This is a genomic window from Pseudomonas tehranensis, assembly GCF_014268615.1.
Lineage (GTDB): Bacteria > Pseudomonadota > Gammaproteobacteria > Pseudomonadales > Pseudomonadaceae > Aquipseudomonas > Aquipseudomonas tehranensis.
Genome location: NZ_JABWQV010000111.1, coordinates 1 through 15007, shown reverse-complemented (window position 1 = coordinate 15007; position 15007 = coordinate 1). Strand labels below are relative to the sequence as shown.

Genomic DNA, 15007 nt, shown 5'->3' with positions numbered 1-15007 from the left:
CAGCGGGAGCAAGCTCCCTCGCCACAGAAGTCCCGCCAGCATCCGGAAACAGGCTCACAGGGTGAAAAAAAGCTGCCGGCGCTTTATAGTGGCCGACCTCCGTTTCATCAAGTAGCCGAGCCCCATGTCCGAGCCACGCAAGATCCTCGTCACCAGCGCCCTGCCCTATGCCAATGGTTCGATTCACCTCGGCCATATGCTGGAATACATCCAGACCGATATGTGGACGCGCTTCCAGAAACATCGCGGCAACCACTGCATCTATGTCTGCGCCGACGACGCCCACGGTTCGGCCATCATGCTGCGTGCGGAAAAGGAAGGCATCACCCCGGAACAACTGATCGCCAACGTCCAGGCTGAACACAGTGCCGACTTTGCCGACTTCCTGGTGGACTTCGACAACTTCCACTCCACCCACTCCGAAGAAAACCGTGAGCTGTCGAGCCAGATCTACCTGAAACTGCGTGACGCTGGGCACATCGCGACCCGTTCGGTCACCCAGTACTTCGACCCGGAAAAGAACATGTTCCTGGCCGACCGCTTCATCAAGGGCACCTGCCCTAAATGCGGCACCGAGGATCAGTACGGCGACAACTGCGAAAAATGCGGCGCCACCTACGCACCGACCGACCTGAAAGACCCGAAATCGGCGATTTCCGGCGCCACCCCGGTGCTCAGGGACTCCCAGCACTTCTTCTTCAAGCTGCCGGATTTCCAGCAGATGCTGCAAACCTGGACGCGCAGCGGCACGTTGCACGACGCGGTGGCCAACAAGCTCGCCGAATGGCTCGACTCCGGCCTGCAAGAGTGGGACATTTCCCGCGATGCGCCGTACTTCGGCTTCGAAATCCCCGGCGAGCCCGGCAAGTATTTCTACGTGTGGCTGGATGCACCCATCGGCTACATGGCGAGCTTCAAGAACCTTTGCGACCGTACGCCTGAGCTGGACTTCGACGCGTTCTGGGGCAAGGACTCCACGGCCGAGGTGTATCACTTCATCGGCAAGGACATCGTCAACTTCCATGCGTTGTTCTGGCCCGCCATGCTCGAGGGCGCCGGTTTCCGCAAGCCGACCGGCATCAACGTCCACGGCTACCTGACCGTCAACGGCCAGAAAATGTCCAAGTCCCGTGGCACCTTCATCAAGGCCCGCACCTATCTGGATCACCTGTCGCCGGAATACCTGCGCTACTACTACGCGGCCAAGCTCGGCCGTGGCGTGGACGACCTGGACCTGAACCTTGAAGATTTCGTGCAGAAGGTCAACTCCGACCTGGTGGGCAAGGTGGTCAATATCGCCAGCCGTTGCGCGGGCTTCATCCACAAAGGCAACGCCGGTGTACTGGTGGCCGGTAACGCCGCGCCGGAGCTGACCGAGGCCTTCCTGGCGGCGGCACCGAGCATCGCCGATGCCTACGAGGCCCGTGACTTTGCCCGTGCGATGCGCGAGATCATGGCCCTGGCCGACCGCGCCAATGCCTGGATCGCCGACAAGGCACCGTGGTCACTGAACAAACAGGAAGGCAAGCAGGACGAAGTCCAGGCGATCTGCGCCCTGGGTATCAATCTGTTCCGCCAACTGGTGATCTTCCTCAAGCCGGTGCTGCCGCTGCTGGCCGCCGACGCCGAGGCGTTCCTGAACGTCGCGCCGCTGACCTGGGACGACCACCGGACGCTGCTGAGCAACCATCAACTGAACGAGTTCAAGCCGCTGATGACTCGCATTGATGCCACCAAGGTGCAAGCCATGACCGACGCTTCGAAAGAAGACCTGGCCGCCAGCCAGACCGACACCGGCGCCCCTGCCGGCAATGGCGAACTGGCCAAGGACCCGCTGTCGCCGGAGATCGATTTCGACGCCTTTGCCGCCATCGACCTGCGCGTGGCGCTGATTCTCAAGGCTGAAGCCGTGGAAGGCGCCGATAAGCTGCTGCGCCTGACGCTGGACATCGGCGATGAGCAACGCAACGTGTTCTCCGGCATCAAGAGCGCCTATCCGGACCCGGCCAAGCTCGAAGGCCGGCTGACGATGATGATCGCCAACCTCAAGCCTCGCAAAATGCGTTTCGGCATCTCCGAAGGCATGGTGATGGCGGCAGGCCCCGGCGGTGAAGAAATCTACCTGCTGAGCCCCGATAGCGGCGCCAAGCCGGGCCAGCGGATTAAATAACGCAACCCGGTGCTGTACCGATCCCACAGTCGCCCGGCAGGCGGCTGTGGGATTTTCATATCTGGCCCACCCTGACGGTGTGCCGGATAATGCCTAACCTCTAAAGACAGGTTCTTGTTCCAGCACCCCATGACCGAAATCGTCCTTACGCTGTTCAGCGCCGCCTTGATCAACAACCTCGTGTTGCATTGGCCGCTGGGCGTCAATCCGCTGCTGGCGGCCAATGGAAGAAGGCAAGTCCACGCCCTGGGCCTGGCGACGACATGCCTGATGCTGATGGTCGGCACCCTGGGTTATCTGATCGATCATTGGCTGCTGGTTCCGGCCAATCTGACCTCGCTGCGCCTGTTTGCATGGCTGTCCTTGAGCGTGTTGCTGATTGCGCCGTTGCTGCACTGGCTGGGGCGCTGGCTGCCGAAGCTGCCTTTCGATGGTTTGTGGCCACTGCTGCTGGGCAATGCCGGCATACTGGGCATCACGCTGCTCAACAGCCGGGATGACCACGGCCTGGGCCTCGCCGTCGCCGCGAGCCTGGGCGCCGGCCTGGGTTTCTGGCTGGTGTTGAGCCTGTTCGACGATTTGCGTCAGCGCACCTTCGATAACGATATCCCCAGGCCCTTTCGTGGCCTGCCGATCCAGCTGATCGGCGCAGGGCTCATGGCGGTGGCATTTCTTGGATTGCGCGGGCTGGTCAAAGCATGAGTCTGATTCAACGTATCGACGCCCTGCTGCCGCAGACCCAATGCGGCAAGTGCGGCCACCCGGGGTGCAAGCCCTACGCCGAAGGTATTGCCCAGGGCGAACCGATCAACAAGTGTCCGCCCGGTGGCCGTGAAACCATTGCGGCCCTGGCCGAGCTGATGAAAGTACCTGTGCTTGAGCTGGATACCAGCCGTGGTTCAGCCCCGGCGCAGATCGCCTTTATTCGCGAAGCCGAATGCATCGGCTGCACCAAGTGCATCCAGGCCTGCCCGGTAGATGCGATTGTCGGTGCGGCGAAGCTGATGCACACCGTCCTGGTCGACGAATGCACAGGCTGCGATCTTTGTGTGGCGCCCTGCCCGGTCGATTGCATCGAAATGCACCCATTGCCCACGGCAACCGTGGTGCCGGTGGTTGGCGGCCTGGCCTCCAGCATCGAAGAACAGCAGGCGCGCACCGCCAAGCGCGATCATGCCCGGCGGCGCTTCGAACAGCGCAACGCACGGCTGCGCCGGGAAGAGGAGCAGCGTCTGGCTGAGCGCCTGGCCCGTACACAGCGCGCCTCCCAGGCCCAAATCCAGTCCGTCGATCCGGTGCAAGCGGCACTGGAGCGGGTACGTGCGCAAAAAGCCGCCAACGCCGATGCGGCCTTGAAAAAAGCCAAGATCGACCTGGCGATGAGCCGGGCTCAGTTGAACAAATCCTTGAAAGCATTCGGCCACCCGCCGACCTTCGAACAACAGTCGCAATTGATCGTGCTACAGCGCCAGTTCGAAGCAGCGCAACAAGCCTTGATGCAGTTGGAAGGGACAGTACAGCCCACTGTTTCAACCCCCGCCCCCACTCAAAGTGCTGAGCTGAAGCGGGCCAAGATCCAATTGGCGATGCGTCGCGCCGAACTCAGCAAGGCCAGGGCCGCAGGGGCGCCGGATGAACAAGTAGAGTCCTTGGAGCAAGCGGTGAAAGACGCCGAACGCCAGGTGGATGCTCATGTCGCTCCCTGAGCCCATGGACGAACGGCTGCGCCAGGCGATGCTGCGGGTGCTACTGGCGACATTGCCCGGCATTCTGGCGTTGACCTGGTTTTATGGCTGGGGCGTGGTATTCAACCTGTTACTGGCGGGCCCTAGCGCACTGGCCGTCGAAGCACTGGCGCTACGCTTAAGGCGCCGGCCGCTCAAACCCGCACTCAACGATGGCAGCGCGCTGGTGAGCGCCACGCTGTTGGCGCTGGCCTTGCCGGCATATTGCCCCTGGTGGCTGACCGTCACAGCCACGGCTTGCGCCTTGCTGTTCGGCAAGCACCTGTGGGGCGGTGTCGGCAATAATCCATTCAACCCCGCGATGCTCGGCTACGCCTTGGTGCTCATCGCGTTTCCCCAGCAACTCAATCAATGGCCTGCACTTCACGGCATGAGCCTGTCCGACGGCCTGCAACAGGTGTTCGGGGTTTACCCTGGGCCTGATGGATGGGCAGGAGCAACGGCCCTGGACAGCCTGCGAATCAACAAAAGCCTGACCATCGATGAGCTATTCGCCGCCCACCCAGCGTTCGGACGCTGGGGTGGGCGCGGCGTCGAGTGGGTCAACCTGGCGTTTCTGGCCGGCGGCCTGTTCCTGCTGCAACAACGGGTGTTCAGTTGGCACGCGCCGGTAGGCATGCTCGCCGGCCTGTTCATCATCAGCCTGTTGTGCTGGAACGGATCGGGCTCCGACTCCAATGGCTCGCCGTTGTTTCATCTGCTCACGGGCGCCACCATGCTGGGTGCATTTTTTATCGTGACCGAACCGGTCTCGGGCGCCAAAGCGCCCCTCGCTCGCCTGCTGTTTGGCGCAGGCGTGGGACTGCTGATTTACCTGATCCGGGCCTGGGGTGGTTACCCGGACGGCGTGGCGTTTGCGGTGCTGCTGATGAACCTCGGCGTGCCCGCGCTGGAGCGCTTCGCCGAAGCGCGACACAGGCCGCAGCCCCTATGAAAAACTACCGTGGTGGTGCCATCCTGGCTTTGCTGATTGGTCTCGGCATTGGGGCCACTTACCTGACTCAGCTCAGCACCGCAGGGCGCATCAAAGGTCAGCAACAAGACCTTGCGAACAGAACCTTGCTCGACGTGCTACCGACCGACCGATACGACAATCAGCCATTGGCGCAACCTGTCGTAACGCCCCCCGTGACCTTGGCCCATAGCACGCTGCTGGGCGGATACCTGGCGACTCGCGCCGGCCTGCCCAGCGCGGTGTTGCTACACAGCCAGGCACTGGGCTATGAAGGCAGCATCCAATTGCTGGTCGCTATCGACCCGCAGGGGCGGTTGCTGGGCGTGAAAACCCTGCGCCAGTCGGAAACGCCCGGCCTGGGCGCGGCCATCGCTGACTGGCCAAACCCCTGGCTGCAAACCTTCAATGGTAAGTCGCTCCAGGCTCCCACCGACAGCAGCTGGGCGCTGAAAAAGGATCAGGGGCAGTTCGATCAACTGGCTGGCGCGACCGTCACGTCCCGATCAGTCCTGCAGGCTGTTCACGATGCACTGCGGTACTTCGACGAGCATAAGGCTCAACTGACCGGAGTGATCATTGATGAATAAGCCATTGGTCCTGACCCGCGGCCTGCTGCTCGTCCCCTTGGTCGGCGCCAGCGATTCGCTGGTAAACGCGCTGGGCTTATGGCTGGCCTGGGCACTGATCAGTGCCGGCCATGGTTTGACCATGGGGCTGTTACGGTCCCACCTGACAGCGCCTCAGCGACTGCTCGCCTCCATTGTGCTGGCCGCCACCCTGACGGCTTGCGCAAGTCTGGTAGCGCAGGCCTGGGCACTGCAGACGTATCAGTCGCTGAGCCTTTACATTGGCTGGATCGCTTTGAGCTGCGTGGCGCTGGAGCATGACGACGTCTTCGCCGGCTCGCGCCTGCCCGAGCGTCTCCGGCTGGCGGGTCTGTTCGGCCTGCTGATGATTGCATTGGGCGCCCTGCGCGAGCTGATTGGCAACGTAATACCACTGGCCTTGCTCGCCCCTGGCGGATTTATTCTGCTCGGCCTGCTGCTGGCAGCGCGTCAAGCCTGGACGAGCGCCCGCCCCCCTTCAACGATCGAGGAAACGCCGCGCCCATGAACGCCGCAAAACGCCTGGAAATATTCCGTCGCTTGCACGAAGACAACCCGGAACCGAAGACTGAATTGGCCTACAGCTCGCCGTTCGAACTGTTGATCGCGGTGATTCTATCGGCCCAGTCCACCGACGTCGGCGTCAACAAGGCCACGGCCAAGCTGTTCCCGGTGGCCAACACGCCGCAGGCGATCCACGCGCTGGGCGTCGAAGGGCTGTCCGAGTACATCAAGACCATCGGCCTGTTCAACAGCAAGGCAAAAAACGTGATCGAGACTTGCCGCCTGCTGATCGAGCGTCACGACGGCGAAGTCCCACAGACTCGCGAAGCGCTGGAAGCGCTTCCAGGGGTCGGTCGCAAAACCGCCAATGTGGTGCTCAACACCGCGTTTCGCCAACTGACCATGGCGGTCGACACGCACATTTTCCGTGTCAGCAACCGCACCGGGCTGGCGCCAGGCAAAAACGTGGTGGAGGTGGAGAAAAAGCTGATGAAATTCGTACCCAAGGAGTTTCTACTCGATTCCCATCACTGGCTCATCCTTCACGGACGTTACGTCTGCCTGGCGCGCAAGCCCCGCTGTGGCAGCTGCCGAATCGAGGATTTGTGCGAATACAAGCACAAGACCTCCGACGATTGAGGCGCTATTGCTTTTATTGATTTGTCGATTGAAAAAATCTTTTTTACCCGCCCGTGGTTTATCGATATAAGGAGCGCCAATGGCAGTTTAAGCCTGGAGTCGATCCCATGAGTGCTGACAAAGAACAACTGGATGTAGAAGACGATTTCATCGCCGTTGAGGCCGACGATGTGGAACCTGTGGTCGTCGAAACAGCGAAAACCAATCTGAGCAAACGTCGCACGATTGATAATCTGCTGGAAGAGCGCCGCTTGCAGAAACAACTGGCCGATTACGACTTTGACCTCTGACACGTAAAAGCCTCCCGAATGGAGGCTTTTTACTGAGTACGCGCAGCCGGAAAAACTCACACTAACCCGTTACGCTGGGCCAGTTCGATCAGATCAACCAGCGAGCGGGCATTGAGCTTCAACAACAAGCGTGTCTTGTAGGTACTGACGGTCTTGTTGCTCAAGAACATCCCATCGGCAATTTCCTTGTTGGTCTTTCCGCGAGCCAGTTGCTGCAAGACCATCATCTCTCGCCCGGACAGTCGATCGACCATATCGGACTCGCTTGCGTTACCCAGACTCGAACGCACCGTATGCAGCGCCTGATTGGGGAAATAACTGTACCCCGACAGCACCGCCTTGATTGCACTGAGTAACTCGGTGAGGTCCTGCTGCTTGCACACATAACCGGCTGCGCCCGTCTGCATGCAGCGCATCGAAAAATGCCCAGGTGCTTGGGAAGTCAGCACCAGAACTTTCAAAGGTGAAGGGTTGGCGGTCAGGCGTGCGATGACCTCCAATCCATCCAGTTTCGGAATGCCGATATCCAGAATAACGATATCAGGCATAAGTTCACGGGAAAGTTGCAACGCATCGACGCCATTATCGGTTTCAGCAATAACTTCATATCCATGACGCTCCATTAGCAAACGTACAGCAAGACGAATGACGGGATGATCATCCACGATCAGCACTTTATTCATGGGCAAATCCAACTTCGCTGTTCGAATTTTTAGAGCACGCACAATAGCCTAGTCAATTCTACCTTGGCATGCCGCCCCCCCTGACCGCTCGCACCGAGAGACGCAACCTACAAGCGATACAGAAAAATCCTACAAATCCCCTTGGAAATAATGCGCCATAAATTTGTTTACAGAGGCAAATGGATGCATCCGGCAACCCGTACCCCCTCTAAACAAGCGATTTTTTCTGCATCCACCCCCGTCCGCAAATAGCGAAAAAACACTCGCCTCATAAAAAGTAACTGAATTATTTACCAACACAACCACAATGATTTTATTTAAATAGATTTGAATTCACATAAAGAATAAGCGAAATTTATTCAATCCCTTTTATGAGGAGACACCACGTTCAACACCTTCACCGCAAACTTATCAATTACTCACACCCTTCTAATGCAATCACCGAGTCTGAATACGTTATGAGCATCCACCATGAACAAACCGTCAAAAATCATCACCAACCCCATGACACTAATCGCTATATTCGCAACTTTGTCCGAGACTTCGGCAGCCATCTCCCTGCCTTTCCTCGACGATCAGGACCGTGAATACTATCTTTGGTTTCTGATCAGCTTTCCGTTCTATCTATTATTTCTTTTTTTCATCACCCTGAACTTTAACTATCGCTCGTTATATTCGCCCTCTGATTTTCGCAAGAGCAAACACTTCATGAAAATCATGGATGATTCGAGCTGTCGGCGCGAACGGCTTTCCCGCAGGGCGACCAAGGGCAAAGGATGGCTGATAACTGTTCATCCACAAAAAAAACAGCAACGACTGGTCATTCTGGTTATCCCCCGGCCACCGGAAGGCTTGGCCGAGGGCAATCGATCCAAACGCGCAAAACAGGCCGCAGAACGCACACGAATCGTCGTCTACCTCATTGGCCGCTGCGACAGCACTGAAGCTTTAGCGGACAGACAGGATGGATGAGCGGTCAGGAGACAGCGCCACAACGAATGCGCAGCACAGGGGAAAGGGTCCCCCCAAAAAAAACGGCCTGCACATGGCAGGCCGTTTTCATGGAGCAAGGATCAGAACAGCTTGCGACCCTTGTTCGCCGCGATGCGCATGCGCAGGGCGTTGAGCTTGATGAAACCAGCAGCGTCGGCCTGGTTGTAAGCGCCACCGTCCTCTTCGAAAGTCGCGATGTTGGCATCGAACAGGGAGTCGTCAGACTTGCGCCCGGTGACGATGACATTGCCCTTGTACAGTTTCAGGCGCACGACGCCATTCACGTTGACCTGGGAGGCATCGATCATCTGTTGCAGCATCAGGCGCTCCGGGCTCCACCAGTAACCGGTGTAGATCAGGCTGGCGTACTTGGGCATCAACTCGTCTTTGAGGTGAGCGACTTCGCGGTCCAGGGTGATCGACTCGATCGCACGGTGAGCACGCAGCATGATGGTGCCGCCCGGGGTCTCGTAGCAGCCGCGGGACTTCATGCCGACATAACGGTTCTCGACGATGTCCAGACGACCGATGCCGTGTTCGCCACCGATACGGTTCAGGGTCGCCAACACGGTGGCCGGGCTCATTTCCACGCCGTCCAGCGCGACGATATCGCCGTTGCGATAGGTCAGCTCCAGGTATTGCGGGGTGTCAGGAGCCTTCTCCGGGGAGACGGTCCAGCGCCACATGTCTTCTTCGTGCTCGGTCCAGGTGTCTTCCAGCACGCCGCCTTCATAGGAAATGTGCAGCAGGTTGGCATCCATCGAGTACGGGGATTTCTTCTTACCGTGGCGCTCGATCGGGATGGCGTGCTTCTCGGCGTAGTCCATCAGCTTTTCACGGGACAGCAAATCCCACTCGCGCCACGGTGCGATGACTTTCACGCCGGGCTTGAGGGCATAGGCACCGAGTTCGAAACGCACCTGATCGTTGCCCTTGCCGGTGGCACCGTGGGAAATGGCGTCGGCACCGGTTTCGTTGGCGATTTCGATCAGGCGCTTGGCGATCAGCGGACGGGCGATGGAGGTACCCAGCAGGTACTCGCCTTCGTAAACAGTGTTGGCGCGGAACATCGGGAACACGAAGTCACGGACGAACTCTTCGCGCAGGTCATCGATGTAGATCTCTTTGACGCCCATGGCCTGAGCCTTGGCGCGTGCAGGCTCGACTTCTTCGCCCTGCCCCAGGTCAGCGGTGAAGGTCACCACTTCACAGTTATAAGTGTCCTGCAGCCACTTGAGGATCACCGAAGTGTCCAGGCCGCCGGAATACGCCAGAACGACCTTGTTTACGTCCGCCATGCCATCACTCCACGGGTTGTACGGAAAGCCGGGAAGTTTAACGTCCAGCGCGGATAATTTACAGGGGCGCGACAGCTTATGACGACGAAGCGACAGATTATGTCGACCGCGCGACGATCCTCACAGGTCAGGAGGTTCGCGCTGCGGTGGCTGCAGTGGGCTTGGCCGGTGTCGCGTTCGGCGCCGGAACCTTGGCAGGGGGCGCGGCGGGTGTAGCCTGCGGTGCCGGCGCTTCAGGCACCGCCACACGCTCCAGACGCACGGCCACACGACGGTTCTTGGCCCGGTTGGCGGCACTGGTGTTGGGCACCAAGGGGTAACGTTCGCCGTGGAACCGCACGGTGATCTGCGACTCTTGAAAGCCGTTGGCCTTGAAAAAGTCCTGGACCGCCAGGGCACGGCGACGAGACAGCTCACGATTGGTCAATCGATTGCCGCTATTGTCGGAGTGACCGTCGAGTTCGACATGATTGACGGTCGGGTCGGCTTTGATGAAGTCGATCATCACCTGCAACTGAGCCTTGGCCCGGGCATCGAGCTCAACGCCTTCGCCGGGAAAGCCGATCTGGGATTGCTTGACCTGCTCGAAATTCTTCGGCAACAGTTTTGCCACGCAGCCTTGGTAATCACTGAAGGCCTTGTTGAAGCGCACGGGCAGCAGCCGGACTTCCGAAACCCGCCCGTCCCCAGTGTTACGCCGTACCACCGGGCTGCGCCCTTCCATCAGTCCGCTGATCAAGCGGCCTGCCTGGACCTGAGAGCTGTTGAACAGCACATCGCCGCTGCCGAGCCTGACCGAGCCCAGGTTGATGTCGCCCCGTCCCGGCTGCCAAGGCGCGGCGGCCGCCAGCAGAATGGCCGAACCGCCACCGAGCATCGGGTTATGGGACTTGAGCCGGAAGATCGCCTGCTCGCCGGCCCGGCGCACAAATTCGCCGCTGCCGAAATCGGTGACCGGCTGACTCAGCCGGCACTCGAACTTGTCGCCTTCGACCGTCCACTCAATGCTCTCCAGACGGGTCTGGAAAGTGAGCGCCATGGCGGGAAGGCTGGCAAACACACTGAGCAAGGCTAAATAACGCTGGCGCACGGGAGGCTCCAATGGCTTTTATACGAAGATCGACACACGTTGAGAGTATGACGCCTGTCCGGGGCACCCAACGGATTCGTGGCACACCTGTAGGAGCTATCGGTAACTTGCGCCAGAACTTGATAGCGGGTGCCTGAATCGGTCTTTTCCGGTAGCATTCCCCAGAGTTTGACCCGCCTGGAAGCCCCCCAATGTCCGACCGCCTGACCCTGCTGCGTCCCGACGACTGGCATATTCATCTTCGCGATGGTGCTGTGTTGACCCATACCGTCGCCGATGTCGCGCGCACCTTCGGGCGCGCAATCATCATGCCGAACCTGGTTCCGCCCGTGCGCAACGCCATCGAGGCCGACGGCTATCGCCAGCGAATCCTGGCCGCACGCCCGGCCGGCAGCCGTTTCGAACCGCTGATGGTGCTTTACCTCACCGACCGTACACAGCCCGAAGAAATACGCGAGGCCAAGGCCAGCGGCTTCGTCCATGCCGCCAAGCTGTACCCCGCCGGCGCCACCACCAACTCGGACTCCGGCGTCACCAGCATCGACAAGATTTTCCCGGCGCTGGAGGCCATGGCCGAAGTCGGCATGCCGTTGCTGATCCACGGTGAAGTCACGCGTGGCGACGTCGACGTGTTCGACCGCGAAAAAATCTTCATCGATGAGCACATGCGTCGTGTCGTGGAGCGCTTCCCGACGCTCAAGGTGGTGTTCGAACACATCACCACCGGCGATGCCGTGCAGTTCGTCAACGAAGCCCCGGCGAACGTTGGCGCGACCATTACCGCGCATCACCTGCTGTACAACCGCAACCATATGCTGGTGGGCGGGATCCGGCCGCACTTCTATTGCCTGCCGATCCTCAAGCGCAACACCCATCAAGAAGCCTTGCTCGACGCTGCCACCAGCGGCAGTGCCAAGTTTTTCCTCGGCACGGACTCGGCGCCCCATGCCCGGCACGCCAAGGAAGCGGCCTGCGGTTGCGCTGGCTGCTACACCGCCTATGCCGCCATCGAGATGTATGCCGAGGCGTTCGAACAACGCAATGCGCTGGACAAACTCGAAGGCTTTGCCAGCCTCCACGGCCCGCGCTTCTATGGCCTGCCGGTGAACACCGATCGTATTACCCTGGTTCGCGACGAGTGGACCGCCCCCGCCAGCCTGCCTTTTGGCGAGCTGACTGTTATCCCGCTGCGCGCCGGTGAAAAACTGCGCTGGCGCCTGCTGGAGGAAAGTGTGTGAGTGAAGATCATTTCGACGACGAGCTGGACGGCAACGGTGGTTCGGGCGCTGCCCGTCACCCCATGGCAGCCCGCTTCCGGGGCTACCTGCCGGTCGTGGTCGACGTAGAAACCGGCGGTTTCAACTCCGCCACCGATGCGCTGCTGGAAATCGCTGCGACCACCATTGGCATGGACGAAAAAGGTTTTGTGTTCCCTGATCACACCTATTTCTTCCGCGTCGAACCGTTCGAAGGCGCCAACATCGAGGCGGCAGCCCTGGAGTTCACCGGGATCAAGCTTGATCACCCATTGCGCATGGCGGTGAGTGAAGAGACAGCCCTGACTGACATTTTCCGAGGCGTGCGCAAAGCGTTGAAGGCCAACGGCTGCAAACGGGCGATCCTGGTCGGCCACAACAGCAGCTTCGACCTGGGCTTTCTCAATGCCGCCGTTGCGCGCCTGGACATGAAGCGCAACCCGTTCCATCCGTTTTCCAGCTTCGACACCGCGACCCTGGCCGGCTTGGCATACGGCCAGACCGTATTGGCCAAGGCCTGCCAGGCGGCCGACATCGACTTTGATGGTCGTGAAGCCCACTCGGCCCGCTACGACACCGAGAAGACCGCCGAGTTGTTCTGCGGCATCGTCAATCGTTGGAAGCAGATGGGTGGCTGGCAGGATTTCGACGACTGATGTGCTGAGTAAGCATCAGGACTGTGGGAGCAAGGCTTGCCCGCGATGAAAACGACACGGTGTCCCAGAGATACCGAGGCGTCTGTATCGCGAGCAAGCTTTGCTCCCACAGCTGTTTCAGGTGTTTTTCAACAATTGGGATAAATCCTTCCCCATAAAAAAACCGGCCCATCGAGGGCCGGTTTTTTTGTGCCTGTTGCGCTTACAGCTTGTCGCTGTGCTCGCCCAGGTAGGCGGCAACGCCTTCAGGGGATGCGGTCATGCCCTTGTCGCCTTTCTTCCAGTTGGCCGGGCAAACTTCGCCGTGCTCTTCGTGGAACTGCAGCGCGTCGACCAGACGGATCAGCTCTTCCATGTTACGGCCCAGCGGCAGGTCGTTGATGATCTGCGAACGGACAACGCCCTTGTCGTCGATCAGGAACGCGCCACGGAAGGCCACGCCGCCTTCGGACTCAACATCATAGGCCTTGGCGATTTCGTGCTTCATGTCGGCAGCCATGGTGTATTTCACCTGGCCGATACCACCACCGTTGATAGGCGTGTTGCGCCAGGCGTTGTGGGTGAAGTGCGAGTCGATCGAAACGGCAACCACTTCAACGTTGCGAGCCTTGAAGTCGTCCATACGGTGATCCAGCGCGATCAGCTCGGATGGGCAGACGAAGGTGAAGTCCAGCGGGTAGAAGAACACCAGGCCGTATTTGCCTTTGATGGCCGAGGACAGGGTGAAGCTGTCGACGATTTCGCCGTTGCCCAGAACAGCTGGAACGGTGAAGTCAGGGGCTTGTTTGCCTACGAGTACGCTCATTGGATATCTCCTGGTGAATAACGTGAAAACAAGGTCCGGGCCAGCCTGCCACCCTCAGGCGACAGCCCTGTGACACGAACCCGCTGCGTAAGGACCGACCATCATACACTGCGAATTTGGACTGTCTTCAACGGTTTTTCGGCGAGTCCAAAAATTCCTTTCCCTATCCATGCCCCCTCGTTGACCTTGGAAAAAAACCGTTCGTCAGCTCTGGCGCAAGGGTTTCAGAAACCACTTTGACAATCATTCTCGTTAACATTAAGATCCGTCTCAATTGAGTCACAACCAGCGACGGTTTTTACTTATGTATGTTTGCCTCTGCACTGGCGTCACCGACGGACAAATCCGCGAAGCGATCTACGAAGGCTGCTGCAGCTACCGCGAAGTCCGCCAGGCCACCGGCGTAGCCAGCCAATGCGGCAAATGTGCGTGCCTGGCCAAGGAAGTGGTTCGCGAAACCCTCGCCAAGGTGCAAACGGCCCAGGCCTCGATTCCCTATCCTGTAGAATTTACTGCCGCTTAAATTCAGCTTCTTGAAGAACCGGGCTCAATGTCCGGTTTTTTTATGCCTTTAAATCAAGCGCTTAGCCTCTAGACGCGGAACACAAACATTCTTATTCCGATTAATTTTCATTTATTATTCAATAACTTAGGTTTGACACTCGTCAGTGCGCGGCTCAAACTCAGCCTTATACACAGCTATTACAGGGCAGGCCCTCACCATGAAAGGCGACGTTACAGTCATCCAGCATCTCAACAAGATCCTCGCCAATGAGCTGGTCGCGATCAACCAATACTTCCTGCATGCGCGCATGTATGAGGATTGGGGCCTGAACAAGCTGGGCAAGCACGAGTACCACGAGTCCATCGACGAGATGAAACACGCGGACAAGCTGATCAAGCGCATCCTGTTTCTCGAAGGGCTGCCTAACGTTCAGGACCTGGGCAAGCTGCACATCGGCGAACACACCCAGGAAATGCTCGAGTGCGACCTGACCATCGAGCGCGCCGGCCACGCCGACCTGAAAGTCGCTATCGCCCATTGCGAGAGCGTTGGCGACTTCGGCAGCCGCGAACTGCTTGAAGACATCCTCGAGTCCGAGGAAGAACACATCGACTGGCTGGAAACCCAACTGGGCCTGATCGATAAAGTGGGTCTTGAGAACTACCTGCAATCGCAGATGGGCGAAGAGTAACCTTCCCCAAAAGCGAGCCAATAAAAAGCCCCGCCCTCTTTCCAGAGGCGGGGCTTTTTATTGCCTGGATTCCCAAGCCACCGAAATTCCACTGTGGGAGCGGGCTTGCTCGCGAATACGGT

17 protein-coding genes are annotated in these 15007 nt (G+C 59.1%); 13 read left to right on the top strand and 4 right to left on the bottom strand.

Annotated elements, in window-relative coordinates:
- Positions 1-124 precede the first annotated feature (124 nt).
- From metG to HU811_RS16505, 8 genes are all read left to right on the top strand, one after another.
- Positions 125-2170: a methionine--tRNA ligase gene (gene metG, locus HU811_RS16540; protein ID WP_092393145.1), complete on the top strand. Its 2046-nt coding sequence runs from the start codon at positions 125-127 to the stop codon at positions 2168-2170.
- Positions 2171-2299: 129 nt separating this feature from the next.
- Positions 2300-2872: an Rnf-Nqr domain containing protein gene (locus HU811_RS16535; protein WP_186656968.1), complete on the top strand. Its 573-nt coding sequence runs from the start codon at positions 2300-2302 to the stop codon at positions 2870-2872.
- Positions 2869-3876 carry an electron transport complex subunit RsxB gene (gene rsxB / locus HU811_RS16530; RefSeq protein WP_092393151.1) on the top strand — a complete coding sequence of 336 codons (1008 nt, stop codon included), beginning with the start codon at positions 2869-2871 and terminating at the stop codon, positions 3874-3876. The genes HU811_RS16535 and rsxB overlap by 4 nt, the downstream gene beginning before the upstream one ends.
- Positions 3863-4849, top strand: a complete 987-nt coding sequence (locus HU811_RS16525) for an RnfABCDGE type electron transport complex subunit D (RefSeq protein ID WP_186656965.1) — start codon at positions 3863-3865, stop codon at positions 4847-4849. Before rsxB ends, HU811_RS16525 begins: the two co-directional genes overlap by 14 nt.
- Complete coding sequence (locus HU811_RS16520) at positions 4846-5457, top strand: RnfABCDGE type electron transport complex subunit G (RefSeq protein WP_186656964.1); 612 nt, start codon at positions 4846-4848, stop codon at positions 5455-5457. The genes HU811_RS16525 and HU811_RS16520 overlap by 4 nt, the downstream gene beginning before the upstream one ends.
- Positions 5450-5983, top strand: a complete 534-nt coding sequence (locus HU811_RS16515) for an Rnf-Nqr domain containing protein (RefSeq protein WP_186656962.1) — start codon at positions 5450-5452, stop codon at positions 5981-5983. Before HU811_RS16520 ends, HU811_RS16515 begins: the two co-directional genes overlap by 8 nt.
- Positions 5980-6618, top strand: a complete 639-nt coding sequence (gene nth, locus HU811_RS16510; protein ID WP_092393164.1) for an endonuclease III — start codon at positions 5980-5982, stop codon at positions 6616-6618. Before HU811_RS16515 ends, nth begins: the two co-directional genes overlap by 4 nt.
- A 107-nt stretch (positions 6619-6725) precedes the next feature.
- Entirely contained in the window at positions 6726-6908 is a 183-nt protein-coding gene (locus HU811_RS16505) for a PA3496 family putative envelope integrity protein (RefSeq protein WP_047227013.1), read from the top strand.
- Positions 6909-6964: 56 nt separating this feature from the next.
- On the opposite strand, the gene HU811_RS16500 is transcribed toward HU811_RS16505, so the two are convergent.
- The gene (locus HU811_RS16500; protein ID WP_047227014.1) at positions 6965-7591 is read right to left on the bottom strand and encodes a response regulator transcription factor; all 627 of its coding nucleotides are present in this window, start codon (positions 7589-7591) and stop codon (positions 6965-6967) included.
- A gap of 471 nt (positions 7592-8062) precedes the next feature.
- On the opposite strand from HU811_RS16500, the gene HU811_RS27460 reads away from it, so the two are divergent.
- Positions 8063-8563 (top strand): hypothetical protein, encoded by a 501-nt coding sequence (locus HU811_RS27460; RefSeq protein WP_225248446.1) that lies wholly within the window; start codon positions 8063-8065, stop codon positions 8561-8563.
- A gap of 101 nt (positions 8564-8664) precedes the next feature.
- Here HU811_RS27460 and HU811_RS16490 read toward each other — a convergent pair whose 3' ends face one another.
- Both HU811_RS16490 and HU811_RS16485 read right to left on the bottom strand, forming a co-directional pair.
- On the bottom strand, positions 8665-9882 hold the full coding sequence (locus HU811_RS16490) for an argininosuccinate synthase (RefSeq protein WP_024779511.1): 1218 nt from the start codon (positions 9880-9882) through the stop codon (positions 8665-8667).
- 127 nt (positions 9883-10009) lie between these two features.
- The gene (locus HU811_RS16485; protein ID WP_092393173.1) at positions 10010-10972 is read right to left on the bottom strand and encodes a flagellar protein MotY; all 963 of its coding nucleotides are present in this window, start codon (positions 10970-10972) and stop codon (positions 10010-10012) included.
- A gap of 191 nt (positions 10973-11163) precedes the next feature.
- Here HU811_RS16485 and pyrC point away from each other — a divergent pair, with 191 nt between their 5' ends.
- Together pyrC and rnt are read left to right on the top strand one after the other, a co-directional pair.
- Complete coding sequence (pyrC, locus tag HU811_RS16480; RefSeq protein ID WP_047227016.1) at positions 11164-12210, top strand: dihydroorotase; 1047 nt, start codon at positions 11164-11166, stop codon at positions 12208-12210.
- The gene (gene rnt, locus HU811_RS16475) at positions 12207-12884 is read left to right on the top strand and encodes a ribonuclease T (protein ID WP_186656960.1); all 678 of its coding nucleotides are present in this window, start codon (positions 12207-12209) and stop codon (positions 12882-12884) included. The genes pyrC and rnt overlap by 4 nt, the downstream gene beginning before the upstream one ends.
- A gap of 202 nt (positions 12885-13086) precedes the next feature.
- On the opposite strand, the gene HU811_RS16470 is transcribed toward rnt, so the two are convergent.
- A complete protein-coding gene (locus HU811_RS16470; RefSeq protein ID WP_092393176.1) occupies positions 13087-13689 on the bottom strand; it encodes a peroxiredoxin in 603 nt (200 codons plus the stop codon).
- Between the two features lie 304 nt (positions 13690-13993).
- Between HU811_RS16470 and HU811_RS16465 the strand changes: the two genes are divergently transcribed.
- Entirely contained in the window at positions 13994-14212 is a 219-nt protein-coding gene (locus HU811_RS16465) for a bacterioferritin-associated ferredoxin (RefSeq protein ID WP_003178704.1), read from the top strand.
- 199 nt (positions 14213-14411) lie between these two features.
- Entirely contained in the window at positions 14412-14885 is a 474-nt protein-coding gene (gene bfr / locus HU811_RS16460) for a bacterioferritin (RefSeq protein WP_092393179.1), read from the top strand.
- The last annotated feature ends 122 nt before the right edge of the window (positions 14886-15007 follow it).

Excerpts from the sequence above, each read along its gene's own strand:
- metG (WP_092393145.1), top strand. The coding sequence starts at position 125 with ATGTCCGAGCCACGCAAGATCCTCGTCACCAGCGCCCTGCCCTATGCC.
- HU811_RS16535 (WP_186656968.1), top strand. The coding sequence starts at position 2,300 with ATGACCGAAATCGTCCTTACGCTGTTCAGCGCCGCCTTGATCAACAAC.
- rsxB (WP_092393151.1), top strand. The coding sequence starts at position 2,869 with ATGAGTCTGATTCAACGTATCGACGCCCTGCTGCCGCAGACCCAATGC.
- HU811_RS16525 (WP_186656965.1), top strand. The coding sequence starts at position 3,863 with ATGTCGCTCCCTGAGCCCATGGACGAACGGCTGCGCCAGGCGATGCTG.
- HU811_RS16520 (WP_186656964.1), top strand. The coding sequence starts at position 4,846 with ATGAAAAACTACCGTGGTGGTGCCATCCTGGCTTTGCTGATTGGTCTC.
- HU811_RS16515 (WP_186656962.1), top strand. The coding sequence starts at position 5,450 with ATGAATAAGCCATTGGTCCTGACCCGCGGCCTGCTGCTCGTCCCCTTG.
- nth (WP_092393164.1), top strand. The coding sequence starts at position 5,980 with ATGAACGCCGCAAAACGCCTGGAAATATTCCGTCGCTTGCACGAAGAC.
- HU811_RS16505 (WP_047227013.1), top strand. The coding sequence starts at position 6,726 with ATGAGTGCTGACAAAGAACAACTGGATGTAGAAGACGATTTCATCGCC.
- HU811_RS16500 (WP_047227014.1), bottom strand. The coding sequence starts at position 7,591 with ATGAATAAAGTGCTGATCGTGGATGATCATCCCGTCATTCGTCTTGCT.
- HU811_RS27460 (WP_225248446.1), top strand. The coding sequence starts at position 8,063 with ATGAACAAACCGTCAAAAATCATCACCAACCCCATGACACTAATCGCT.
- HU811_RS16490 (WP_024779511.1), bottom strand. The coding sequence starts at position 9,882 with ATGGCGGACGTAAACAAGGTCGTTCTGGCGTATTCCGGCGGCCTGGAC.
- pyrC (WP_047227016.1), top strand. The coding sequence starts at position 11,164 with ATGTCCGACCGCCTGACCCTGCTGCGTCCCGACGACTGGCATATTCAT.
- HU811_RS16470 (WP_092393176.1), bottom strand. The coding sequence starts at position 13,689 with ATGAGCGTACTCGTAGGCAAACAAGCCCCTGACTTCACCGTTCCAGCT.
- HU811_RS16465 (WP_003178704.1), top strand. The coding sequence starts at position 13,994 with ATGTATGTTTGCCTCTGCACTGGCGTCACCGACGGACAAATCCGCGAA.
- bfr (WP_092393179.1), top strand. The coding sequence starts at position 14,412 with ATGAAAGGCGACGTTACAGTCATCCAGCATCTCAACAAGATCCTCGCC.